The 22,491-nt window shown below is 69.5% G+C and carries 28 protein-coding genes; 21 read left to right on the top strand and 7 right to left on the bottom strand.

Annotation, left to right across the window (positions count from 1 at the left end; all coding sequences use genetic code 11):
* The first annotated feature begins 8 nt into the window (after nt 1–8).
* The 9 genes from phnE (ACK4S2_RS01455) (at nt 9) to ACK4S2_RS01415 (ending at nt 6,829) form a co-directional block, all read left to right on the top strand.
* Complete coding sequence (phnE, locus tag ACK4S2_RS01455; RefSeq protein WP_409619591.1) at nt 9–890, top strand: phosphonate ABC transporter, permease protein PhnE; 882 nt, start codon at nt 9–11, stop codon at nt 888–890.
* A complete protein-coding gene (phnE, locus tag ACK4S2_RS01450) occupies nt 890–1,741 on the top strand; it encodes a phosphonate ABC transporter, permease protein PhnE (RefSeq protein ID WP_409619589.1) in 852 nt (283 codons plus the stop codon). Before phnE (ACK4S2_RS01455) ends, phnE (ACK4S2_RS01450) begins: the two co-directional genes overlap by 1 nt.
* Nucleotides 1,738–2,538, top strand: a complete 801-nt coding sequence (locus tag ACK4S2_RS01445) for an inositol monophosphatase family protein (protein ID WP_409619587.1) — start codon at nt 1,738–1,740, stop codon at nt 2,536–2,538. Before phnE (ACK4S2_RS01450) ends, ACK4S2_RS01445 begins: the two co-directional genes overlap by 4 nt.
* Before the next feature lie 32 nt (nt 2,539–2,570).
* A complete protein-coding gene (gene phnD, locus ACK4S2_RS01440; RefSeq protein ID WP_409619585.1) occupies nt 2,571–3,467 on the top strand; it encodes a phosphate/phosphite/phosphonate ABC transporter substrate-binding protein in 897 nt (298 codons plus the stop codon).
* The gene (gene phnC, locus ACK4S2_RS01435; protein WP_409619583.1) at nt 3,464–4,240 is read left to right on the top strand and encodes a phosphonate ABC transporter ATP-binding protein; all 777 of its coding nucleotides are present in this window, start codon (nt 3,464–3,466) and stop codon (nt 4,238–4,240) included. Before phnD ends, phnC begins: the two co-directional genes overlap by 4 nt.
* The gene (gene phnE, locus ACK4S2_RS01430; RefSeq protein ID WP_409619581.1) at nt 4,237–5,103 is read left to right on the top strand and encodes a phosphonate ABC transporter, permease protein PhnE; all 867 of its coding nucleotides are present in this window, start codon (nt 4,237–4,239) and stop codon (nt 5,101–5,103) included. Before phnC ends, phnE (ACK4S2_RS01430) begins: the two co-directional genes overlap by 4 nt.
* Entirely contained in the window at nt 5,100–5,924 is an 825-nt protein-coding gene (gene phnE, locus ACK4S2_RS01425; protein WP_409619579.1) for a phosphonate ABC transporter, permease protein PhnE, read from the top strand. The genes phnE (ACK4S2_RS01430) and phnE (ACK4S2_RS01425) overlap by 4 nt, the downstream gene beginning before the upstream one ends.
* Nucleotides 5,925–6,068: 144 nt before the next feature.
* Entirely contained in the window at nt 6,069–6,197 is a 129-nt protein-coding gene (locus tag ACK4S2_RS01420) for a hypothetical protein (RefSeq protein ID WP_409619577.1), read from the top strand.
* Nucleotides 6,198–6,496: 299 nt separating this feature from the next.
* Nucleotides 6,497–6,829: a hypothetical protein gene (locus ACK4S2_RS01415; protein WP_409619575.1), complete on the top strand. Its 333-nt coding sequence runs from the start codon at nt 6,497–6,499 to the stop codon at nt 6,827–6,829.
* A 100-nt stretch (nt 6,830–6,929) separates the two neighbouring features.
* On the opposite strand, the gene ACK4S2_RS01410 is transcribed toward ACK4S2_RS01415, so the two are convergent.
* Complete coding sequence (locus ACK4S2_RS01410) at nt 6,930–7,280, bottom strand: hypothetical protein (RefSeq protein WP_409619573.1); 351 nt, start codon at nt 7,278–7,280, stop codon at nt 6,930–6,932.
* Between the two features lie 139 nt (nt 7,281–7,419).
* On the opposite strand from ACK4S2_RS01410, the gene ACK4S2_RS01405 reads away from it, so the two are divergent.
* From ACK4S2_RS01405 to ACK4S2_RS01380, 6 genes are all read left to right on the top strand, one after another.
* Entirely contained in the window at nt 7,420–8,301 is an 882-nt protein-coding gene (locus tag ACK4S2_RS01405) for an NAD-dependent epimerase/dehydratase family protein (RefSeq protein WP_409619571.1), read from the top strand.
* Nucleotides 8,298–8,927, top strand: coding sequence for a sugar transferase (locus ACK4S2_RS01400; RefSeq protein ID WP_409619569.1), 630 nt, complete (start codon nt 8,298–8,300; stop codon nt 8,925–8,927). The genes ACK4S2_RS01405 and ACK4S2_RS01400 overlap by 4 nt, the downstream gene beginning before the upstream one ends.
* A 69-nt stretch (nt 8,928–8,996) precedes the next feature.
* Entirely contained in the window at nt 8,997–11,129 is a 2,133-nt protein-coding gene (locus ACK4S2_RS01395; RefSeq protein ID WP_409619567.1) for a YjbH domain-containing protein, read from the top strand.
* Nucleotides 11,126–11,830, top strand: coding sequence for a YjbF family lipoprotein (locus tag ACK4S2_RS01390; RefSeq protein WP_409619565.1), 705 nt, complete (start codon nt 11,126–11,128; stop codon nt 11,828–11,830). Before ACK4S2_RS01395 ends, ACK4S2_RS01390 begins: the two co-directional genes overlap by 4 nt.
* A gap of 77 nt (nt 11,831–11,907) precedes the next feature.
* Nucleotides 11,908–12,123 carry a hypothetical protein gene (locus ACK4S2_RS01385; RefSeq protein WP_409619563.1) on the top strand — a complete coding sequence of 72 codons (216 nt, stop codon included), beginning with the start codon at nt 11,908–11,910 and terminating at the stop codon, nt 12,121–12,123.
* Nucleotides 12,124–12,341: 218 nt separating this feature from the next.
* Entirely contained in the window at nt 12,342–13,199 is an 858-nt protein-coding gene (locus ACK4S2_RS01380) for a YihY/virulence factor BrkB family protein (RefSeq protein ID WP_409619562.1), read from the top strand.
* Here ACK4S2_RS01380 and ACK4S2_RS01375 read toward each other — a convergent pair.
* Genes ACK4S2_RS01375 through ACK4S2_RS01365 form a run of 3 tightly spaced genes read right to left on the bottom strand, consistent with a single transcriptional unit; the run spans nt 13,099 to nt 15,900 of the window.
* Entirely contained in the window at nt 13,099–14,319 is a 1,221-nt protein-coding gene (locus ACK4S2_RS01375; protein WP_409619560.1) for a CCA tRNA nucleotidyltransferase, read from the bottom strand. The genes ACK4S2_RS01380 and ACK4S2_RS01375 overlap by 101 nt on opposite strands.
* A complete protein-coding gene (locus tag ACK4S2_RS01370) occupies nt 14,316–14,912 on the bottom strand; it encodes an NUDIX hydrolase (RefSeq protein ID WP_409619558.1) in 597 nt (198 codons plus the stop codon). The genes ACK4S2_RS01375 and ACK4S2_RS01370 overlap by 4 nt, the downstream gene beginning before the upstream one ends.
* Nucleotides 14,905–15,900 (bottom strand): Hsp33 family molecular chaperone HslO, encoded by a 996-nt coding sequence (locus tag ACK4S2_RS01365; RefSeq protein WP_409619556.1) that lies wholly within the window; start codon nt 15,898–15,900, stop codon nt 14,905–14,907. The genes ACK4S2_RS01370 and ACK4S2_RS01365 overlap by 8 nt, the downstream gene beginning before the upstream one ends.
* A 90-nt stretch (nt 15,901–15,990) precedes the next feature.
* Here ACK4S2_RS01365 and ACK4S2_RS01360 point away from each other — a divergent pair, with 90 nt between their 5' ends.
* On the top strand, nt 15,991–16,425 hold the full coding sequence (locus ACK4S2_RS01360; RefSeq protein WP_409619554.1) for an NUDIX domain-containing protein: 435 nt from the start codon (nt 15,991–15,993) through the stop codon (nt 16,423–16,425).
* Here the strand turns inward: ACK4S2_RS01360 and ACK4S2_RS01355 are convergent.
* The gene (locus ACK4S2_RS01355; RefSeq protein ID WP_409619709.1) at nt 16,411–17,667 is read right to left on the bottom strand and encodes a PP2C family protein-serine/threonine phosphatase; all 1,257 of its coding nucleotides are present in this window, start codon (nt 17,665–17,667) and stop codon (nt 16,411–16,413) included. The two genes, ACK4S2_RS01360 and ACK4S2_RS01355, sit on opposite strands and share 15 nt — an antisense overlap.
* A 173-nt stretch (nt 17,668–17,840) precedes the next feature.
* Here ACK4S2_RS01355 and ACK4S2_RS01350 point away from each other — a divergent pair, with 173 nt between their 5' ends.
* Nucleotides 17,841–18,173, top strand: coding sequence for an Hpt domain-containing protein (locus ACK4S2_RS01350; RefSeq protein WP_409619553.1), 333 nt, complete (start codon nt 17,841–17,843; stop codon nt 18,171–18,173).
* 16 nt (nt 18,174–18,189) lie between these two features.
* Here ACK4S2_RS01350 and ilvA read toward each other — a convergent pair whose 3' ends face one another.
* A complete protein-coding gene (ilvA, locus tag ACK4S2_RS01345) occupies nt 18,190–19,437 on the bottom strand; it encodes a threonine ammonia-lyase IlvA (RefSeq protein WP_409619707.1) in 1,248 nt (415 codons plus the stop codon).
* A 102-nt stretch (nt 19,438–19,539) separates the two neighbouring features.
* On the opposite strand from ilvA, the gene ACK4S2_RS01340 reads away from it, so the two are divergent.
* The 4 genes from ACK4S2_RS01340 (at nt 19,540) to grxD (ending at nt 21,653) form a co-directional block, all read left to right on the top strand.
* Nucleotides 19,540–20,772 carry an argininosuccinate synthase gene (locus ACK4S2_RS01340; RefSeq protein ID WP_409619551.1) on the top strand — a complete coding sequence of 411 codons (1,233 nt, stop codon included), beginning with the start codon at nt 19,540–19,542 and terminating at the stop codon, nt 20,770–20,772.
* A gap of 136 nt (nt 20,773–20,908) precedes the next feature.
* Nucleotides 20,909–21,142 carry a BolA/IbaG family iron-sulfur metabolism protein gene (locus tag ACK4S2_RS01335; protein ID WP_409619549.1) on the top strand — a complete coding sequence of 78 codons (234 nt, stop codon included), beginning with the start codon at nt 20,909–20,911 and terminating at the stop codon, nt 21,140–21,142.
* Nucleotides 21,139–21,297 (top strand): hypothetical protein, encoded by a 159-nt coding sequence (locus tag ACK4S2_RS01330; RefSeq protein WP_409619547.1) that lies wholly within the window; start codon nt 21,139–21,141, stop codon nt 21,295–21,297. Before ACK4S2_RS01335 ends, ACK4S2_RS01330 begins: the two co-directional genes overlap by 4 nt.
* On the top strand, nt 21,294–21,653 hold the full coding sequence (gene grxD / locus ACK4S2_RS01325) for a Grx4 family monothiol glutaredoxin (RefSeq protein WP_409619545.1): 360 nt from the start codon (nt 21,294–21,296) through the stop codon (nt 21,651–21,653). The genes ACK4S2_RS01330 and grxD overlap by 4 nt, the downstream gene beginning before the upstream one ends.
* Here the strand turns inward: grxD and ACK4S2_RS01320 are convergent, their stop codons facing one another.
* Entirely contained in the window at nt 21,654–22,478 is an 825-nt protein-coding gene (locus tag ACK4S2_RS01320) for a serine aminopeptidase domain-containing protein (RefSeq protein ID WP_409619543.1), read from the bottom strand.
* Nucleotides 22,479–22,491: the final 13 nt, after the last annotated feature.

Genomic DNA, 22,491 nt, shown 5'->3' with positions numbered 1-22,491 from the left:
CCTTCATCATGACAGCCCGCATCCCCGCCCTTACCCCTGAACGCGCCACCGCGATTCGCGACGCCTATGCCGAGGTGCAGCGCGCAAAGCGACTGCGCACGCTGGGCGGTCTTGGCATCCTGATCGCCCTTTGCCTGGTTGCAGCCGGGATGGCCGAGGTCAGCCCGACCCGGTTTGCCGAGGGGATCCCGCGGTTCTTCGACTACTTCTCGAATCTTGTGCCGAAGCTGTCGCTGGCCACCTTCTGGGCCGACTTGGGCGAGTGGTATTGGGGCCTGAAGCGATGGACGCGGCTGCTGATCGACACGATCCTGATTGCATATACGGGCACCATCATCGGCGCGCTGGTCGGCGGATACCTGTCCTTCGTGGCGGCGGGCAGTCTCAACCGTGTGAAATGGCTGGTCTTCGTGACGCGCCGTCTGCTTGAATTCTGCCGCACGGTGCCCGAGATCGTCTTTGCGCTGATCTTCATCGTAGCCTTCGGTCTGGGGCCGCTGCCCGGCGTCATGGCGATCGCGCTGCACACCATCGGGGCTTTGGGCAAGCTCTTTTCCGAGGTGAACGAGAATGCGAGCCTCAAGCCCGTCGAAGGCGTGATCGCGACCGGCGGCGGCTGGCATGCGGCGATGATCTTCGGCGTGCTGCCGCAGGTGCTGCCCAACTTCGTCAGCTACGCGCTCTTGCGGTTCGAGGTGAACATCCGCGGCGCCGCCGTCATGGGCTTTGTCGGCGCGGGCGGGATCGGGCAGGAGCTGGTGACGGCAATCCGGCAATTCTACTATTCCGACATCTCGGCGATCCTTCTGATGATCATCGCCACCGTGATGGTGGTGGACATCCTGACCGAGAAACTTCGCCACGCGATCATCGGGCGGGAGGGGCATTGATGGCCGACATACGCAGCACCCTTCTGGCGCGCGCCCGCGGCCTCGGCCCCGAGAGGCAGGCGCTGATCCACCCCGGCTGGCAGCGCCACGTCGTGCCGGCGGGCGTGACGCTGGCGATGGCGGGCCTGTTTGTCTATTCGCTCGACCGTTTCGGGTTCAGCTTTGCCCGCATCTGGAACGGGCTGGAGCAGCTGGGCTACATCGTCAGCTTCATGCTGCCGCCCGATGCCAAGGGCAATTTCCCCGCCTTTGCCAAGGCCCTGGGCGAAACCGTGGCGATCGCGCTGCTCGGCACCTTGCTGGGGGCGATCCTTGCCTTCCCGCTGTCGCTGCTGGCGGCGCGCAACGTGATGACCAGCCGCATCGTGCAGTTCATGTCGCGCCGCCTGTTCGACGGGGTGCGCGGGATCGACACGCTGATCTGGGCGCTGATCTATGTGAACGTGGTGGGCCTTGGCCCGTTTGCCGGGGTTCTGGCGATTGCCTCGTCGGACATGGCCGGCTTTGCCAAGGTCTATTCCGAGGCGATGGAGGCCACCGAGAGGAACGCCTCGGAAGGGGTTCGGTCAACCGGCGGCAACCGATGGGACGAGATCGCCTTCGGCCTCTTGCCGCAGGTGATGCCGGTGCTGATCAGCCAGATCCTGTATTTCTTCGAATCCAACACCCGCTCGGCCACCATCATCGGCATCGTCGGCGCGGGCGGGATCGGGCTGTTCCTGTCCGACACGATCCGCACCGGCGAATGGCAGCAGGTGTCGGTCATCATCCTGATGATCCTTGTCGTGGTCAGCGTGATCGACCTGATCTCGACGCGCCTGCGCTTTGCCATCATCGGCAAGCGGGGATGACGCTTGCGGCGGCGCGGGCGCTTGCGGTGACGTTGGCCGATGCGGCGCAGGCGACGGTCTGCGCTGCCCGGCCCGGCGCGCCGGACCTCAAGCCCGACCGCAGTTTCGTCACAGCGCTGGACCGCGACATCGAGGCTGCACTGGCGGCGCGCATTGCCGACCGCTTTCCCGACCACGGCATCCTTGGCGAGGAGGGGGCGACGGTGAACCCCGGCGCCGAATGGCTCTGGGTGCTGGACCCGGTGGACGGCACCGGGGCCTGGGTGGCCGGGGTTCCGGTTCACGGCACGCTGATCGCGCTGTTGCGCGAAGGTAGGCCCGTGCTGGGGGTGATCGACATGCACCGCACCCGCGACCGCTCGATCGGGGTGCAGGGGCAGCCCACCACGCACAACGGGGTGCCTTGCCGCACGCGGGCGGGCACGGCCATGGCGCAGGCGATCCTTTCGGTGTCGTCGCCCGATTTCTTCGGGCCGCGCGATATGCCCGCGCTCGATGCGCTGCGTGCGGCGACCGGCTGGCGTGTCTGGGGGGCGTCGTGCCTGGCCTACGGGCGCCTGGCCTCGGGCGGCACGGACCTTGCGCTGGATGCGGGGCTGGACCTGTGGGACTGGGCGCCCTTCGCCCCGATCATCGCGGGCGCAGGCGGCCGGGTGACCGATTGGGAGGGGCGGCCCCTCCGCCTCGGGTCGGGCCGGCGCGTGCTGGCGGCGGGCGACGCAGTCCTGCATGACGCAGCCCGGCGGATCATCGAAACGTCACACGGCGATCACGCGCACGTTACCGCGCGAGCCTAGGCCGGAGCTGCACCAAACCGGAGTTGCCCCCGATGATCCGTCTGTTGACCCTGACCACCGCCCTTGTCCTGCCCATGGCTGCCATGGCCGAGGATGACTGGCGCGCCAAGTTCCCCGAGGTCGTGTTCGGCGTCGGCACCGGCGAGAACGCGCAGAGCGCGGCCGAGCGGTGGGAGAAGTTCGGCGAATACCTGCAATCCTGCCTCGGCGTGCAGAAGGTCACCGTCCGCGTCGCCTCGGATTATTCCGCAATCATCGAAAGCCAGGCGCAGGGCGACACCCACCTGACCTGGACCGGCCCTGCCGGCTACGCGACCGGCTGGGACATTTCGGGCGGCGATGTGGAACCGGTGGCGATGGACGTGTCCAAGAACGGCGACCTCGGCTATCGCTGGGTGATCGTGGTCAAGGCCGACAGCCCCTATCAGACCATGGATGACCTCAAGGGCAAGTCGCTGGGCTGGCCCTCGCCCACCTCGGCCTCGGGCTATGTGCTGCCGATGCAGTATTTCCGCGAAAAGGGCATGGTGGACAAGGACAACAACCCGATCTTCTTTTCGGAGATGGTGCAGACCGGCAGCCATGACAACAGCCTGGTGTCGGTGGTGCAGGGCAAGGTGGATGCCGCCACCAACTGGTATTACTCGCCCGCGGTCGGCGCGCATACCCGCGCGGCCGGGGCCGGCACGATCAAGCTGGAGGACATCCGCTTCATCTACGAATCCGACATCGTGCCGAACGCGCCCTTCGTCGCCATCAAGTCGCTGCCCGAGCCGATGAAGAAGGCAATGACCGCCTGCATCGTCAACATGCCCTGGGCCGACCCCGAGCGCTTTGCCGTGGTGGCCAAGGACACCTTCGGCGGCTTCGGCTTCGCCACGCACGAGATGTATGACGAGTTCATCAAGATCCGGCTGGCAACCAAGTGACCGGGCAGCCCTTCCTGAAGCTGGAGGGCATCGTCAAGACCTGGGGCGAGGCGCGTGCCCTGGATGGCATCAGCCTCGCCTTTGCCAGGGGCGAGATGGTGGCGGTGATCGGGCGGTCGGGGGCGGGAAAATCCACCCTTCTGAACGTCATCAACCGGCTGATCGACCCTGACGGCGGCACGATGACCTGCGCGGGGCGCGATGTGCTGGCGCTGCGGGGGCGCGATCTGCGCGACTGGCGGCGCGGCACGGCGATGGTATTCCAGCGCTTCAACCTCGTGGCGCGGCTCACGGTGCTGACCAATGTGATGACCGGGCGGCTGGCCACCCGGCCGCTGATCCCGTCGCTTCTGGGTCTGTTCACCGACGAGGACCGGGCGCGCGCCATCGAGGCGCTGGTGGCGCTCGACATGGGCGAACAGGCGCTGAAACGCGCCGACGCCCTGTCGGGCGGCCAGCAGCAGCGCGTGGCGATTGCCCGCGCCCTGGTGCAGGAGCCGCAGATCATCCTGGCCGACGAGCCGGTGGCCAGCCTCGATCCCCGCAACTCCGAGGCGGTGATGGACGCGCTGGCGCGGATCAACCGCGAGAACGGCATCACGGTGCTGTGCAACCTGCACTCCGTGGCCCTGGCGCAGAAATACTGCACCCGTGCGGTGGCGCTGGCCAGGGGCCGCGTGGTGTTCGACGGGCCGACCTCGGCCTTGACCGGGCCGGTGCTGGAACAGGTCTATGGCACCGCCGATCTGACCGCCATCGAGGAGGCGGCATGACTTCGGCGGCGCAGGTGGAAACCGCCTTCCGCGCCGCCCGGCGCGCGCGGATGGGGCAGACGGCGCTGATCGTCCTCGCCATCCTCGTCACCGCCGCGATTTCGGCCGATCTGGGCGAGGTGGACCTGGCCCGCCTCTGGGCCCGGATGGACCGTTTCGGCAGCTATTTCGGCAAGATGGTGCCGGTGCTGAGCCTCGAGACCTTCGCCGCCGACATGGCGCACTGGTTCCGCCGGTTCGACCGCTGGTTTGCGGGCCTGATCGACACCATCCTGATCGCCTTCTACGCCACGGTCTTCGGCACCGCCTTTGCCGTGGCGGGCGCCTTTGTGGCCGCGCGCAACCTCGCGCCCGCGCCCTGGGCCTCGACCCTGATGCGCCGGGTGTTCGAATTCGCCCGCACCGTGCCGGAACTGGTGTTCGCGGTGCTCTTCGTGTTCTCTTTCGGCATCGGCCCCATGGCGGGGGTGATGGCGATCGGGCTGCACACGATGGGCGCGCTCGGGAAATTGTTCGGCGAGGTGGCCGAGGCGACCGACCCCGACGCCCTGCGCGGCGTGCGCTCGACCGGCGCCTCCTGGATGCAGGTGATGCGCTATGGCGCGTTGCCGCAGGTGGCGCCGGCCTTCGTGTCCTACGGGCTTCTCAGGTTCGAGATCAACGTGCGCTCGGCCTCGGTCCTGGGCTTCGTCGGCGCGGGCGGGATCGGGCAAGACCTCTATACCGCGATCAAGAGTTTCCACTACACCGACATTTCCGCCATCGCGCTGATGCTGATCGTGACCGTGGCGCTGATCGACCAGATCTCGGAGTTCCTGCGCCACCGCATCATCGGCGCCGAGGCGCTGAGGGCCACCGCATGACGACCGCCGCCCGCATCGAGGCGCTGCGCGCGGCCCACCCCGGCGCCTTCCCCGACCGGGGCCTGCGGATGTGGGCCACACGCGCCGCCATCGCCGTGGGCGCGGTGCTGTTCGTCTGGGGGCTGGACCGGCTGGGCTTCGGGTTCGTCAGGCTCTGGCAAGGATCGGGCGAGCTGATCCGGGTGGGCGGCCTGATGCTGCCGCCGCAGACGGGGGGCATGGCGCAGACCTATGCGCTGGCGATTGCCGAAACCGTCGCCATGGCCTTCCTCGGCACGCTGGCGGCCAGCATCCTGGCGGTGCCGCTGGGGTTCATGGGGGCGGCCAACACCATGCCGCTGGCCCCGTTGCGCTTTGCGGTGCGGCGGATGTTCGATGTGGTGCGGGGGGTGGACAGCCTGATCTGGGCGATCCTCTTTGTGTCGATCATCGGGCTCGGGCCCTTTGCCGGCATCCTCGCCATCGCGGTGAACGACACCGGGGTGCTGGCGAAACTCTATGCCGAGGCGATCGAGAATGCCGATGCCGAACAGTCGCGCGGGGTGCGCGCCACCGGGGCGGGGCGGGTGCAGGTGATCCGCTTCGGCATCTGGCCGCAGGTGGTGCCGGTGTTCCTGACCAACACGCTTTATTTCTTCGAATCCAACGTGCGCTCGGCCACCATCCTCGGCGTGGTGGGGGCCGGCGGGATCGGGTTCTTCCTGATGGACCGAATCCTCATCAACGCCTGGCCGCAGGTGGCCTTCATCATCCTTCTGATCCTGATCACCGTGGCCGTGATCGACGGGCTGTCGCACCGGATCCGGCGGCGGCTGATCTGATCCGGGCGCGGTGCTGATCGGGGCCGATGCGCTTCGGGGGCAGGACCACGCGCGCGACGCCTTCGTGGTGGCGGCCGCGATGCGTCCCTGCACCGCGGCGCATCTGGCGGCGGGGGGGGGCAGCTGCATCAGGTGACACGCCACATGCTGGGCCTGCTTGCCGGGCGCCCGGGGGCAAGAGCCTGGCGGCGGATGTTGCCGGAACCGGCATCGCAGGGCGGGCTGGAGGTGTTGGATCCGGCGCGCAACCAGGTGATGCAGGACACGGCCTGACCGCGATCCCGGACCGGTGGCGCGCGCCGGGGTCCGAGCCGCACGGGACGGCGCCGCTTCGGCTCCGGCCGGGGCCGTGGCAGGTTTGCCGTCTGCTGTCCGCGCGGGCTTTCTTTTCGGCTCCTTTTCACAACCAGGGTGATGCTTGCATGTCTTTCGATCCTGTCCTTCTGTCTGGTCCGGTGCTTGTGCTGCACACGTGCGCGGCGCTGGTCGCGCTGGTGGCGGGATCCGTTGCCATATGGCGCTGTCGCCGTGACCTGGCGCACCGGGCGGCCGGATATCTCTGGGTCGCCGCGATGGCCAGGGTCATCCAGCTCATCACCGAGTTCCGCACCTGCGACCTGCCCAACGTGCTGGCCCTCGGCGGGCCCGGCCACGCAACCGGGGTGCCGAGCCGCTTCGCCGACCGGCGTGCGTTCCCCGGGCTGTCGCGCAACGAAGGCCCGGCCGCGTCCTGGGTGCTGCTGATGATCGTGCTCGCCTTGCCCGTGGCCTTCCTCTGGCTACCCGGGCGGCGCGATGGCGGGTCGCCCGGCCAGGCCAACCCGATCCAGCGAAACCTGGCGAAGGTCGGACGTCAGGCCCATCCCCTCCGGTCCAGCCCCGCCCCCGTGCCCGGCCAATCGTAAACGCTTGGTAAATCCGCGCGCGCAAGCCCCTGATTTCATTGGGTCCGGCAGATGTCCCTTCAAGGGACAGGGCCGGGGTCGGCCCCGCCGCGGCGCCTTTTCAGGGCAGGTCGCTGACCGCCAGCAACCCCCGCACCAGCCGGTCGCCCGCCGCGGCGGTCAGCGGGCGGTCGCGGGCGGTCACTTCCACCACCGGGCCGGCGCGGCGCTGCCCGCCCGCCTGCCAGACCAGCCGCCCGGCCAGCAGTTGCGGCTCGTCCCGCGTCAGCTCCAGCGTCACCGAAACGCCGCGCCCCGCCAGCAGCGCCGCCAGCCGGTCGCAGGCCGGGGCCGCGCCCAGATGCCCGCCGGCCGGCCCGGTGCAGGCCACATCGGCCCGCGCCGCCCGCGGCGTCGCCGCCACGGCCAGCCCCGCCAGCAGCGGCAGCACAAGCAGGAACAGGGGTTTCACGGCCCGGGTCATGGCCGCAGGCTAGCACGGAAGCCGCCGCCGACAGAACCCCCCAAGCAGGGGATACCGCCGGCGCCGCCCCAGCTGGACAATCGCCGCGCCTGCGGGCAGGAAAGGCAGCAGGCAGCACGAGGCAAGGATGGAACGGGCCGACATTCTGGTGCTGGGGGCCAGCGGCAAGGTGGGCCGGCTGATGCGGGCGCACTGGGGCGCGCCGGGGCTTGCGACCCGCTGGCAAGGCCGGCGCATGGGGGACGCACCCGGCTGGGTGGCCTGGGCGCCGGGCCAGCCCTTGCCGCCGGCCCGCGTGGTGCTGGTGCTGGCCGGCGTCACCTCCGGCCCGCCCGAGGCACTGGCCGAAAACCCGCGCCTCGGCCGCGCCATCGCCCGCGCCGCTGCGGCGGCAGACGGGGTCGGCACGATCCTGCTGGCTTCGACGATGGCGCTTTATGGCCGCACTCCGCCCGGCGACGCGACCGAGGACACCGCCCCCGACCGCCCCAACCCCTACGGCCGCTCCAAGCTGGAGATGGAGCAGGCGATGGCCGCCGAGCTTTCGGGCCCGGGCCCGCAGCTCTGCGCGCTGCGAATCGGCAACGTGGCCGGTGCCGACCTGCTGGGCGACCGCGTGGCCCAGGGGCTGCCGATCGCGCTCGACCGCTTTGCCGACGGGGCGGGGCCGGTGCGATCCTACGCCGGGCCGGGGCTGCTGGCGCGGGTGGTGCAGGCGCTGGCGCGGCGCGCGCTGGCGGGGGAACGGCTGCCCGCGGTGCTCAACGTCGCCGGCCAGCACCCGCTGGCGATGGCCGACCTGATGCAGGCGGCGGGGCTGGGCTTTGCCTGGACAACGGCCGGGGCCGCCGCCGTGCCGCGCATCGCCATGAACTGCGCCCGGCTGGCCGCGCTGGTGCCGCCGGTGCCGCAGGCCGAAACCGCCGCCGGGGTCGCGGCCGAATGGCGCGCGGCGGCGGGGGCGGGGACAGGCGCGGGCACAGATGCAGGCGCGAAGGCGGCACCATGACCCCGGCCAAGCGGTTGCTCGACATCCTCTGCGCGCTGGGGCTGATGATCCTGCTGGCGGTGCCGTTCTCGGCCCTGCTGCTGTGGCTCTTGTGGCGCGAGGGGCGGCCGGTGTTTCATGTCTCCGAACGGATGCGGGCGCCAGGGCAACCCTTCCGGCTGTGGAAGCTGCGCACCATGCGCCCTGCCCCGCCCGGCGCCGACAGTGGCGTGTCAGGCGGCGACAAGGCCGACCGCATCACCCCCACTGGCCGCTTCCTGCGCCGCAGCCGGCTGGACGAGGTGCCGCAACTGTGGAACGTGCTGAAGGGCGACATGAGCTTTGTCGGCCCTCGCCCGCCCCTGCGCCAGTATGTGGAGCGGTTCCCCGAGCTTTACGCCCGGGTGCTGCGCTCGCGCCCCGGAATCACCGGGCTTGCATCGCTGCATTTTCACCGGCACGAGGAATGGTGGCTGGCCCGCTGCCGCACCCCCGAGGAAACCGACGCCGTCTATGCCCGGGTCTGCGTGCCGCGCAAGGCGCGGCTGGACCTGATCTATCAGCGCCGCCGCAACCTGTGCCTCGACATCGCGCTGATGCTGCAAACGGCGGCAAAGGTGTTGCCCGGCCGCCGACGCCGGCCCTAGCGGCAGGCAAGCGCTTGCAGCCGGGGCCGACCGTCGCCTATGGTGCCCCAAACCGAAAGGACGCGCCGCATGATCCGAAGCACCCGGGGCCCGGCTCTGGCCCGCCCAGCCGTCGCCGCGATCCTGGCGGCGGCGCTGCCCTGGCCTGCGTTGGCCGAACTTCGCCCCAGCCTGAACTTTTACGGCGTCAACGGCCTGATGGACATGCCCAGCGCCGAGATGCAGCCCGATGGCGAACTGTCGTGGTCGCTGTCGCGCTTCGGGCCGACCACGCGCAACACCCTGACCTTTCAGATCGCGCCGCGGCTGCAAGGCAGCTTTCGCTATACCGGCGTGCGCGACCTGACGCTGGCGGGCTTCGGCGTGGGGCAGACCTATTTCGACCGCAGCTTCGACCTGCGCTTTCGCCTGCTGGACGAAGGGCGCTGGTGGCCGGCGGTCACAGTGGGTTTGCAGGATTTCATCGGCACCGGCAACTTCGCGGGCGAATATGTGGTGGCGACCAAGACCTTTGCCGACCGGGTCAAGGTCACCGCGGGCCTCGGCTGGGGGCGGCTGGGCAGCTATGGCAGCTTTGCCAGCACCGGCACCCGGCCTGCACCCGGCGTGGCCACCGGCGGCACGCCGAACGTCAAGCAGTGGTTCCGCGGGCCGGTGGCCCCCTTCGGCGGGGTGGAATGGCAGGTCAACGACCGGCTGGGCCTGAAGATGGAATATTCCTCCGACGCTTATGCGCTGGAGACCGGGCAAGGCCTGATGGGCCGCAAGAGCCCGCTGAGCTTTGGTGCCGAATATCAGGTCAGCCCGTCGGTGCGGCTGGGCGCCTATTACATGTATGGCTCGGAAATCGGCATCGCGGCGCATTTCTCTTTCAACCCGCGGCGCAAGCCTGCGCCGGGGGTCAGCGGCCCCGGGCCCTTGCCGGTGGCGGTGCGACCGTCGCGGCAGGCCGACCCGGGGGCCTGGTCCGACAGCTGGGCGGCGGCCGGCACCCGCGCCGCCGCGCTGGATCTGCGCGACAAGGTGGCCGAAGCGCTGAAGACGCAAGGGCTGCAGCTGGAATCGCTGGCCTTGGCGCCGGGGCGGGCGGAGCTGCGGGTGCGCAACACCCGGTTCGATGCCGGCGCGCAGGCCATCGGCCGGGCGGCACGTGCGCTGGCGGCGACGATGCCCGCCTCGGTCGAGGTGTTCGACATCGTGCCGGTGGTGCAAGGGATGGGCACCGCGCGGGTGCGGCTGCAACGGTCCGATCTGGAGGCGCTGGAGTTCGCCCCCGACAGCGCCGCCGCCTTGCGCGCCCGGGCCGACCTGGGCGAGGCCGGGCCGCGGTCGCCCGTTGCGGTGACGGCGGCGGGGCTTTACCCGGCGTTCACCTGGTCGCTCGGGCCCTATGCACGCACCGGCCTGTTCGACCCGTCGGACCCGTTCCGGGTGGATGTGGGCGTGCGCCTGCAAGGCTGGCTGGATCTGGCGCCGGGGCTGGTGCTTTCAGGCGCGGTGACGCAGCGCGTGGCCGGAAACCTGAGCAATTACAACCGCCCGTCCAATTCGGTTCTGCCGCGCGTGCGCACCGAGGATTACCTGCGCGCCCGCCGCAGCACCGAGCTGGAGCGGCTGCAACTGGCCTGGTATGCCCGGCCGGGCACCAATCTTTATAGCCGGGTGACGGTGGGTTACCTGGAACGCAGCTTTGGCGGCATCTCGGCCGAGGTGCTGTGGAAGCCGGTGCAAAGCCGGCTCGCGCTGGGGGCCGAGGTCAACTATGTGCGCCAGCGGTCGTTCGGCTCGGCGCTGGGGTTCACCAACTACGGCGTCGCCACCGGGCATGTGTCGGCCTATTACGACATGCGCAACGGCTTTACCGCGCAACTGGACGTGGGCCGCTATCTGGCCGGCGACGTGGGCGCGACGTTCAGCCTGGACCGCGAATTCGCCAACGGCTGGCGCGTGGGCGCCTTTGCCACGCTGACCAACGTGTCGGCGGCGCAGTTCGGCGAAGGGTCGTTCGACAAGGGCATCCGGGTGACGATCCCGATTGCCTGGATGCTGGGCAACGGGTCGCGCGCCACGGCCGGCACGGTGCTGCGCCCGATCCAGCGCGATGGCGGGGCGCGGCTGAACGTGGACGGGCGGCTTTACGAACAGGTGCGCGGCAACCACGCCAAGCGGCTGGACGACCAATGGGGAAGGGTCTGGAGATGATGCGCCGCTGGCAGGCATGGATGCGCGCCGGCGCGGCGCTGACGCTGGTGGCGGGGCTGGCGGCCTGCGGCAATGCGCCCGCCGCAGGGCCGAGCGCGGCCGAGCTGCGCGGCCTGCTGGGGGCGGCGTTCCAGCCGGCCGGGGCGCGGGCTGCGGGGCCGGTGGCGGCAATCGACATTCCGGCCGAAACGCTGGCCAGCTGGCCCGAGCCGCTGATTTCGGCCGCGGTCGAGGATACGCGCAGCACCGCAGCCCTGGGGCGAATCGCCCGCAACGGCCCGGACGAAACCTATGCCAGCCATCTTGGCAACCAGGTCACCTTGCGGCAAGGCGTGCTGGTGGCCTCGCGCGGGCTGGGGGCAGACCTGATGTCGTCGGCGCCGCCGTCGCGGGCGATGCTGGCGGCCGGGCAAGGCAGCTACAACCGCAGCTGGCAATGGCTGGACGGGCTGGACCAGACGGTCAGCGTGACGATGCACTGCACGCTGGCGGTGGCGGGACGCGAAACGGTGGTGCTGTCGGGCCGCAGCCACGCCACGCGTGTGGTGGCCGAAACCTGCACCGGCCCGGGCGGTGCGCGGGTGGACAACCGATACTGGGTCGATGGCGGCGGAGTATTGCGCAAATCGCGCCAATGGCTTGGGCAGAACGGCGGCTATCTGTTGCTTTTCGACCCGAATCCGCGCAACTTTTCCGGGTAGGCCGGCGAGGTGCTTTACAGCCCGCCCGAGCCCATGCTACCCCTTCGTCAAGTTCACCCATCTCAGGAGTTCAGACCATGAAGACGTTTGCAGCAATTGCCCTTTCCGCCGCCATGGCCACCGCGACCGTCGGGGTCGCCAATGCTCAGGCATCGGCGCCCATCCCGAGCAGCCTGGCCGTTGGCGGCGGTCTGACCGCCGGTGCCGTGGCCGGGATCGTCATCGTCATCGCTGGCGTTGCCTACATCATCTCGAACGACGGCACCGTGACCACCACTGCCCCCGCGATGTAAGATCGGCGCGCGGCACCCTTCGGATCTTGTGCCGCCCTTGGCGGCGCATCCGGGGGCGGTTGCAGCGCGAAGGGCAAGGCACAAGGCGCGGCACACTGGGGGCTTTGACTCCGGTTTGACTGCTGGCCTTGGGTAAGCGAGACAAGGGGGGTGGCGCAGGCTGCCCCCCGTTGCTTTTAGGGGCGGTCCGGCCCTGTCGGGCCAGGCAAGCAGAATCGATGCACGCAATTCTCAGGGTCGGTTGGCGGGCCTGGGTGCTGGCCGGGCAGCGGCACCTGGGGTTGATTTCTGCCGGAGTCGCCTTTTTCGCGGTGCTGGCGATCTTTCCGGCGCTGGCGGCAGTGGTGGCCATCTGGGGCCTGTTTGCCGACCCGCATGTGGTCGCGGCGAACCTTGAAGGGTTGGCGCAGTTCCTGCCGCCCGATGCCTTCGACATCCTGAATGCCCAGGTGACGGGTCTGGTGGGGGCTGGCGCCGGGCGCCTGGGCTGGACGACGGCGCTGAGCCTTGGCGCTGCGCTGTGGTCGGCCAGGGCCGGCATGGCGGCGCTGGTGCAAGGCATCAACGCAGCCTTCGGGCAGGAAAGCCGCAGCGGTGTGCGCCATCAGGCGGTGGCGCTGGCGCTGACGCTGGCGATGGTGGCGGCGGCGCTGGCCGCGCTGGCCGCAGGAATCGTGGTGCCGCTGGTGTTGCAGTTTCTGCCGCTGGGGCCTTACGAGGCCGGGTTGGTGCGGTTGGCGCGCTGGCTGATCGCGCCTTTGGTGACGGTGCTGGGGGTGGGCCTGGTCTACCGCTATGGCCCGGCCGGAAGGGCCGGGCGCCGCCCGCCGCTGTTGTCCTGGGGGCTGCTGGTGGCCGTGGTGCTGTGGCTGGCAGCATCCGAGGGATTTTCGATCTACCTTGCCAATTTCGGCACCTACAACAAGGTTTACGGGGCGATCGGCGCCGTGGCGGCCTTGCTGATGTGGTTTTACCTCAGCGCCTGGGCGGTGCTGATGGGGGCGGCGGTGAATGCGGCGCGGGGGCAGGCGTCGGGTGCGGCACCGCGGCCAGAAGCCTCGCGCGGTCGAGCGTGAAGCCCGAATCGATCCAGGCGCGTTCCAGACGCTGCAAGGCGGCGCCAAGGGCCGCGCCTTGCAGACCCGGCATCAGGTCGGCCGCCGCAACGGGAAAGCGGGCCGCCGCACCCTTGGCGATGGCATCCTGCCAGCCGGGCGGCAGGTCGGCGCCGAGGCTTGCGGCCATGACCAGCATCGCGTCGGTGGCCACATCGGCGCCGTAGCGCCAGGCCGCTTCGGCCGGGGGCAGCGCCGATGCTGCGTTCAGCCGCGCCAGCGCCGCGGCCTCGGCCCGCGACAGGCGCAAGGCGGCGGTCGGGTCCGGCCCGCCCAGCACCGCGAGGCGGCGCAACCAGCGGCCGGCAGGGCCGGTGCCGGCCACCCTCTGTTCCAGATGCACCAGCGGCGCCAGCGCGCGGGGCTCGGCCCCGGGCAGGATGCGGCCCAGGGTGCCGGTCGCCTGCATAGCCGCCACGGCCGGGGCCGGGTCGGGCGCGGCCAGAAGCCGGCGCATCTCGTGCCCGATCCGCTCGCGCGAGATCTGGTCGAGCCCCTCTTGCTGCGCAGCGATGGCGGCCAGAGCCGCGGGGTCCATCCCGGCGGCGGGGTCGCCATACCAGGCGTGAAAGCGGAAGAAGCGCAGGATGCGCAGGCGATCTTCGGCGATGCGGGCCGCCGGGTCGCCCACGAAGCGCACGCGGCGGGCCAGCAGGTCGGGCAAGCCGCCGAGCGGGTCGATGACGGTGCCGTCGGGCCGGGCATAGAGCGCGTTCATGGTAAAGTCGCGGCGGGCGGCATCCTCTTCGATCCGGTCGGAATAGGCGACGGTGGCGCGGCGGCCATCGGTGGCGATATCGCGGCGAAAGGTGGTGACTTCGTGCGCGCGGCCCAAGGCGACAACGGTGACCGTGCCATGATCGAAGCCGGTGGGCACGGCACGTAGACCGGCCGCGGCGGCAAGGTCGGTCACCTGCGGCGGTGTTGCATCGGTGGCGATGTCGATGTCGGCGACCTCGGCCCCCAGAAGGGCGTTGCGCACGCAACCGCCGACGAACAGCGCCTGGTGCCCCGCCGCCTGCAACGCCGCACAGAGCGCGACCGTGCCGGGGTGGGCCAGCCAGTCGCCCGCGATCTTCATGGCGCCAGCCGCCCGGCCAGCCCGCGCAGGATGCGCGCCGTGGCGCCCCAGATGTAGTAGGGCCCCCAGGGAACGGCATAGTAGTTGCGCCACTGACCTTGCCACAGGCGCCGCTCGACCCGGTAATGCGCGGGATCGGCGAGGTGGGCGAAGGGCACGCGGAACACCTCGGCCACTTCGCCGGCTTCGGGAACGGGGTGAAAGGGGCCGTCGATGCGGCCAAGCACCGGGGTGATGCAAAAGCCGGTGACGGTCTCATGCACCGGCAGGCGGCCCAGCGGTTCCACCCGCGCGGGGTCGAGGCCGATTTCCTCTCGCGCCTCGCGCAGGGCGGCGGCTTCGGGCGTGGGGTCGGCGGGTTCGAGCTTGCCGCCCGGAAAGGCGATCTGCCCCGGATGGTGGCGCAACAGCGACGAGCGCCGGGTCAGCACCACCTCGGGGCCGGCCGCACCCTCCAGCAACCCGACCAGCACCGCCGCCGGGCGCAAGGCGCGCCCGGGCGGCGGCACGACGCCGGGGTTCAGGTCGAAATCGGACGAAGCATCGACCGGGCGCTGCAAGGCGGCGCGCAGCCGATCCAGCGCGTCATGCACCGGGTGCCTCCCGCACGGCCTCGAACCCGACGGTGGCGGGATCGAGCACGTAATGCGCGCCGCAGAACTGGCAATCGGCGGTGACGGTGCCTTCGGGCGTGGTCATGTGCCGGATGTCCTTGGCCGAATAGATCGACAGGCTGTTGCGCACCTTGTCTTCGGAGCACGAGCAGCCGAAGTTCACCGGCTGCACCGGAAAGATGCGCGGCACCTCCTCGTGGAACAGGCGGTAAAGCAGCCGGTCGGGCGCCAGCGACGGGCCGATCAGCTCCAGATCCTCGACGGTGTCGAGCAAGAGGTTGACGCGGTTCCACGCTTCGCCCTCGGCCCCGTGGACCAGATCGGCCGCCGCCAGCAACCCGCCTTCGCCCGAGCCGCCTTCGCCTTTGGCAAAGGGCGAGGCCTTGGGCATGTGCTGGATCATCACGCCGCCTGCGCGCCAGCCGGCCGGCTGCCCGGGCGCCTGGCTGCGGCCCAGCGAAAGCGCAAAGCGGGTGGGCAGCTGTTCGGACTGGGCGAAATAGGTTTCGGCGCAATGCGCCAGCGACGAGCCGGCAATGGGGGTAAAGCCCTGATAGGGCAGCATGCCTTCGCCCTGGTCGATCATCACGGCAAAGAAGCCTTCGCCGATCTGGGCAAAGGCGGGGCCTTCGGGCTCCAGCCGTTCGGCATCGTAGCTGGCATAGGCGCGGATGCGGGCCGGCTGGCCGTCTTCGGTCGGGCCGTAATAGTCGGTGGCGATCAGCCGGGCCGGCCCCTTGCCGCGAATCTGCAGGCTGAGTTTCCAGCGCAGCTTGATGGCCTGACCGATCAGCGCGGTCAGCAGGACGGCTTCGGCCACCAACGCCTCGATCGCCGGGGGATAGCTGTGCTGGGCCAGGATGCGGTTGAGCGCCCCGTCCAGCCGGGCGACGCGGCCGCGCACATCGGCGGCGTCAAGTTGAAAGGGCAGGACGCTATCGTCCCAGGCGGGGGCAGCTACGGTCATACGGGGGTTCCTTGCGGTGCCAGAGGGCATGGCGCGGGGGTGTTTGTCGCCTCTATATAGGCGAGAGACCCTGCCAGCCAAGAGGCCCCGATGATCCGCCGTTTCGACCAGCCGCCCGCGCCGGGCCGCCGCTATACCCGACGCCCGGGGGTTTATGCGATTCTGTGGCGCGATGGCGCGGTGCTGCTGACGCATCAGGCCGAACCCTGGCCGGAATACCAGCTGCCGGGCGGCGGGATCGACCGCGGCGAACAGCCCTTGCCCGCCTTGCACCGCGAGGTGCGCGAGGAAACCGGCTGGACGATTCGCATCGAGCGCCGGCTGGGCGCCTTCCGGCGGTTTACCTACATGCCGGAATACGACCTGTGGGCGGAAAAGCTGTGCACGGTCTACCTGGCGATGCCGGTTCTGCAGCTGGGCCCGCCAACCGAGCCGGGGCACACCGCCGTCTGGGCCGAGCCGGCGGCCGCGGTGCGGATGCTGGCCAACCCCGGCGACCGGCATTTCCTGTCAGCGCTGGTCTGAGCCGCGCCAGTCGAACAGCACGGCAGAGACGTCGTCGGCGAAATCCGCGCTGCCGGCAAAGCGTTCGAGATCCCATTGCAGCGAATCGAGAAAGGCCTCGGCCCGCAGGGGCAGGTTGCGGCGCACGAGGTCGGCCAGGCCATCTTCGCCCAGTTCGCGCCCTGCGGCGTCGCGGCATTCGGTCAGGCCGTCGGTCATCAGCAGCAGGCGATCGCCGGGTGCAAGCTGCAGATTGACCCGGTCCCAGGTACCGCGGGGCACCAGGCCGATGGGCAGGCCGCCCTGCCCCACAAGTCGCACCGCACCATCGGCGGACAGAAGCAGCGGGTGCGGGTGCCCTGCCTGCACCAGGGCAACGCGTCCGGTGGCCAGATCGGCATCAGCGTAGACGCAGGTGAAATACTGTTCGACCTGCATCACCTCGATCACCATGCGGTTGAGGCGGGCGGCGACGATTTCCGGTGGCCAGGCGTCCACCGGCCCATCGCCGCCCACCACCAGCGCGATGTTGGCATCGGGCGCCGAGGCCGACAGCATGCCCGCAAGGCGCGCAGCCATCATCGCCGAGGCAACGCCGTGGCCCGACACGTCGATGGAAAAGAACGCCAGCCGCCGGTGCGAAAGCGGAAAATACCCCACAAGGTCGCCGCCGACATGCCCCGAAGGCCGCAACAGCAGCGACACCGCCGCCGGCCCGAAATCGTGGTGACGGTCGCGCACCAGCGATTGTTGCAGTTTGCGCGCCTCGATCAGGTCGCGGTCGAGCGTGTCGTAGACCCCTTGCAGTTCCGCCAGCGCCGCACCCAGCAGGCGGTTCTTGTCTTGCAGTTCGCGCTGCATCGACAGCAGCCGTTCGCCCGCCTGCATCCGGGCGCGCAATTCGCCCGGATCGACCGGCTTCGACAGGAAATCGTCGGCGCCGGCATCCAGCCCCTCGGCCACCTCGTCCTTGTCGGACTTGGAGGTGAGCAGGATGAAATAGCCGTAGCCTTCGCGCGGCAAGGCGCGGAAGGCGCGGCAGAATTCCGGCCCCGACAGGCCGGGCATCACCCAGTCCGACAGCACGATGTCGAAGGCGGTGCTGCGGCACAAGTCCAGCGCGGCATCGGCCGAAGCCGCCTCGGTCACGTCATAGCCCCAGCGGGCCAGAGCCACCCGCAACAGCAGACGCTGTGCCCGACTGTCGTCCACCACCAGAGCACGGCGGCGCGGTTGTTCGGTTTCTTGCTGCACGGCCGCGATTGGCACCTGACACCCCTGATGATCACCGCGCCACCATGCAGCCTGTCCGATTAATGCGGTATGAAGGATAAAATTGCACATTCAGCGACATGAATGCGGAACCAAGGGTTAACCCCGATTCACTAGGGTCGTGGCGGGTTTTGTGTATTGCAGGCGATGCCGGAGGTAACGGGATGATCGATTGGAACAGGGTGGCAACCCTGCGCGCCGAAGTGGGCGCCGAAAGCTTTGCCGAAGTCGTAGCCTTGTTTCTGGAGGAGGTGGACGAGGTCGTGCAAAGGTTTCGCACTGCGCCCGACCCGGCGCGGCTGGAAGCCGACCTGCACTTCCTGAAAGGCGGGGCGCTGAACCTGGGGTTCCGGCGGCTCGGGGCGCTGTGCCAGATCGGCGAACGCCAAGCCGCCGCAGGCCGCGCGGCCGAGATCGACCTGGCCGAGGTGGTGGCGCTCTACGCCGAATCGCGGCGCCAGTTCCTCGAGTCGCTGGGCAGCGCCGCGGCGACGTGACGCGATCGGGTTCCGATCAGATCAGGAATTCCGCCAGCGTCTCGTCGCCGGTGATGTCGCGCCAGACGAAGGCCGCGGCATCGAGCCGGGCGAACAGGCGGGTAAAGCTGGCGGGATCCTTCGCCTCGATCCCGATCAGGACCGAGCCGAAGTTGCGCGCCGATTTCTTGAGGTATTCGAAGCGCGCGATGTCGTCGTCCGGGCCCAGCATGGTCAGGAACTCGCGCAAGGCGCCGGGGCGCTGGGGCATGCGCAGGATGAAGTATTTCTTCAGCCCGGCATGACGCTGCGCACGCTCCTTGACCTCGGGCAGGCGTTCGAAATCGAAGTTGCCGCCCGAAGTGATGCAAACGACGGTCTTGCCGCGGATCGTGTCGGCCAGTTCGGGCAGCACATCCACCGCCAGCGCCCCGGCAGGTTCCAGCACGATGCCTTCGACGTTCAGCATCTCCAGCATGGTGATGCAGATGCGGTCCTCGGGCGCCAGATGCACCAGGTCGGCGCCGACCCAGTCGAGGTGGCGCCAGGTCAGGTCGCCCAGCCGCGCCACCGCGGCACCATCGACGAAACTGTTGACGCGCGACAGCTTGACCGGGCCGCCGTGGTCGATCGCGGCCTTGAGGCTGGCGCCCCCTGCCGGTTCGACAAAGCGGAAGGCGACCCCCGGCGCCTCGTCGCGCAGGAACCGCGTGACGCCCGAGGCCAGCCCGCCCCCGCCGACCGGCAGCACCACCAGATCGGGCGCGCGGCCGAGCTGGTCGAGGATTTCCACCGCCACGGTGGCCTGCCCCTCGATCACGTCGGCATCGTCGAAGGGCGACAGGAAATGCGCCCCGGCACGGGCGCAATGCGCCTGGGCGGCGGCAAGCGTCTGGTCGAAATAGTCGCCGGTCAGGATGATTTCGACCGCGCCGCCGCCGAACATGCGGGTCTTGTCGATCTTTTGCTGCGGCGTGGTGACCGGCATGAAGATGGTGCCCTGCACCCCGAAATGCCGGCAGGCATAGGCAACACCCTGGGCATGATTGCCCGCCGAGGCGCAGACGAACTGGCGCAAGGCCGGGCTGGTCGCGCGCAGCTTGCGCATGGCGTTGAAGGCACCGCGGATCTTGTAGCTGCGCACGGGCGACAGATCCTCGCGCTTGAGCCAGATCTCGGCGCCATAGCGCGCCGACAGGTGGTCGTTGCGCTGCAACGGCGTGGGGTCGAACAGGTCGCGCAAGGCGACCGCGGCCTGGCGGGCGGAGGTGGCGAAGGTATCCATGCCGTCTTCATAGCGCGGCGCGCGGCTTGTGGCCATGCGGCACTTGTTTGCCCGGGCAAAAGCCAATAGACCCGGCCCGACCCTTCCTGACGGAGCATAGCGATGTCCGCGCCCAAGAAAGTCGTGCTGGCCTATTCCGGCGGCCTCGACACCTCGATCATCCTGAAGTGGCTGCAAACCGAATACGGCTGCGAGGTCATCACCTTCACCGCCGACCTCGGCCAGGGCGAAGAACTGGAACCGGCGCGGGAAAAGGCGATCCTGCTGGGGATCAAGCCCGAGAACATCCACATCGTCGACGTGCGCGAGGAATTCGTGCGCGACTTCGTGTTCCCGATGTTCCGCGCCAACGCGGTCTACGAGGGGCAGTATCTGCTGGGCACCTCGATCGCGCGGCCGCTGATTTCCAAGCATCTGGTCGAGATCGCGCACAGACACGGCGCCGATGCGGTGGCGCATGGCGCAACCGGCAAGGGCAACGACCAGGTGCGTTTCGAGCTGAGCGCCTATGCGCTGGATCCCTCGATCAAGGTGATCGCGCCCTGGCGCGAATGGGATCTGACCAGCCGCACCCGCCTGCTGGAATTCGCCGAGCAGAACCAGATCCCGATCGCCAAGAACAAGCGCGGCGAGGCGCCGTTTTCGGTGGATGCCAACCTGCTGCACACCAGTTCCGAAGGCCGGGTGCTGGAAAACCCGGCGGACGAGGCGCCCGACTATGTGGCGCAGCGCATCGTGCGGGCCGAGGATGCGCCCGACCAGCCCGAGTTCATCGAGATCACCTATGAACGCGGTGACCCGGTGGCGATCAACGGCGTGGCGATGAGCCCGGCCACTCTGCTGACCGCGCTGAACGAATATGGCGCGCGGCACGGCATCGGGATGCTGGATTTCGTGGAGAACCGCTTTGTCGGCATGAAGTCGCGCGGGCTTTACGAAACCCCCGGCGGCACGATCATGCTGGAGGCCCACCGCGGCGTCGAACAGATCACGCTGGACGCAGGCTCGGGCCACCTGAAGGACAGCCTGATGCCGCGCTATGCGGAACTCATCTACAACGGCTTCTGGTTCAGCCCGGAGCGCGAGATGCTGCAGGCGCTGATCGACAAGAGCCAGGAGCATGTGACCGGCACGGTGCGGCTGAAGCTCTACAAGGGGTCGGTGCGCACGGTGGCGCGCTGGTCGGACCATACGCTGTACAGCGAAAAGCACGTGACCTTCGAGGAAGACGCCGGCGCCTACGACCAGAAGGACGCGGCCGGCTTCATCCGGCTGAACGCGCTGCGGCTGAAGCTGATTGCCACGCGCAACGCCCGGGTGGCGGCCAAGGGCTGACCAGGCCGCAGAGGGCGGGGGGCGCTGCCCCCCGCACCCCCCGGGATATTTCGGCAAGGTGAAAGACCAGTGCCGGCCCCGGCTTGCGAAGGGCCGGGCCGCGGCCTAGATTGCGGTGGGTAGCAGGGAGCGATCCATGATCCAGGCTGAGGATATCGAGAAACTGCTGCGCGAAAGCTTTCCGCGCGCGCGGATTACCGTGCAGGGCGACGACGGCGCGCATTTTGCCGCCGAGGTGGTGGACGAAAGCTTTCGCGGGCTGAACCGGGTGCAGCAGCAGCGCGCCGTCTATGCTGCGCTGAAGGGCAAGATGGATGGGCCGAACGGCGCCTTGCACGCGCTGGCGCTGACGACGCGGGCGCCGGAATGATACTTGCGGTGATCCTGCTGGTGGTGGTGGTGGTGGCCGTGGTGCTGGTTGCCGCCCGCGCCCGCGAGGAACACGACGACGACGATGACAACGGCCCGGGAGGCATGCGGCGTGTGCGCGTGCCGGTGCGGGCGACCAGGAGGACCGGACGATGAGCGCGCTGGATCAGATCCGCGAGACGATCGAGAAGAACGACGTGGTGCTTTACATGAAGGGCACCAAGATGATGCCGCAATGCGGCTTTTCCAGCCGCGTGGCGGGGGTGCTGAACTTCATGGGGGTGGATTTCGCCGACGTGAACGTGCTGGCCGACCCCGAAGTGCGCCAGGGGATCAAGGATTTCTCCGACTGGCCGACGATTCCGCAGCTGTATGTCAAGGGCGAGTTCGTGGGCGGGTGCGATATCGTCACCGAGATGACCCTGTCGGGCGAGCTGGACCAGCTGTTCGAGGCCAAGGGCATCGCCTTCGACAAGGCCAAGGCCGAGCAGATCCGCGAAGCCAACAAGTAATCAGGCCACCAGCGCCGGCCAGACCGCGCGGTTGCGCCCCGCGAAGGCCGCGATGTGGCCCAGCGTGGCAAGCCCGTGGTCGGCGGGCGCGATCAGGCGGCGGGTCACCGCCGCCTTCGGCATCCAGTCGGCGAGGCGCCAGACTGCGACCGGCGGCACCATGCCGTCATCAGCCAGAGCCACCAGCGTGACCGGGCAGGTCAGCGTCTCGGACGCAAGCGGCGGCATCGCGGGGTCCGACAGGCATGACCCGCGATGCGCGCACCACCGCCGCCATTGCCAGTAGGCGGGGCCCGGAATGTCGGCGCCCAGAAACAGCCGGCGTCCGGGGAGGTAGCCGAAAGCGGCCGTCAGCAGCGGGCCGTGCCCCCACCAGGTGCTGGCGATCCCCAGCCGCAGCGGCCAGGGATGGTCGGACAGGTGCACGGGTCCGGCTGCGACGATCACCGCGCGCGCGATGCCTTCGAGCCCCGGCTGGAACGGCAGCGCCAGCCCGCCCAGCGAGTGCCCGATGACCCAGAGCGGCAGGCCCGGCAGGCGTGCCGCCAGCCAGTCGCGCGCTGCCGCCGCATCGTGCACGCCCCAATCGGCCATCGTCGCACGCGACCGGCGCGGGTTGCCAGAGGCGGCAAAGTCGCGGTAGTCCCAGACCAGGACCGCGGCGTGCCGGTCCTCGGCCAGCCAGCGCGCGAAGCTTGCGTAGAATCCGGCCGGCACGCCGGTTGCCGCATTGATCACCACCGCAAGCCGCGGGTCGGGCACCGCGATCAGCCGCCCTGCCAGCCGACCGCCCGGGCCGGGAATGGAAACCTGTTCTTCCTGCATCGCGCGCCCCCCT

Source organism: Gemmobacter sp., assembly GCF_046292685.1.
Lineage (GTDB): Bacteria > Pseudomonadota > Alphaproteobacteria > Rhodobacterales > Rhodobacteraceae > Wagnerdoeblera.
Note: the sequence above shows the minus strand (reverse complement) of the source record. Positions and strands in the feature narration are given on the sequence as shown.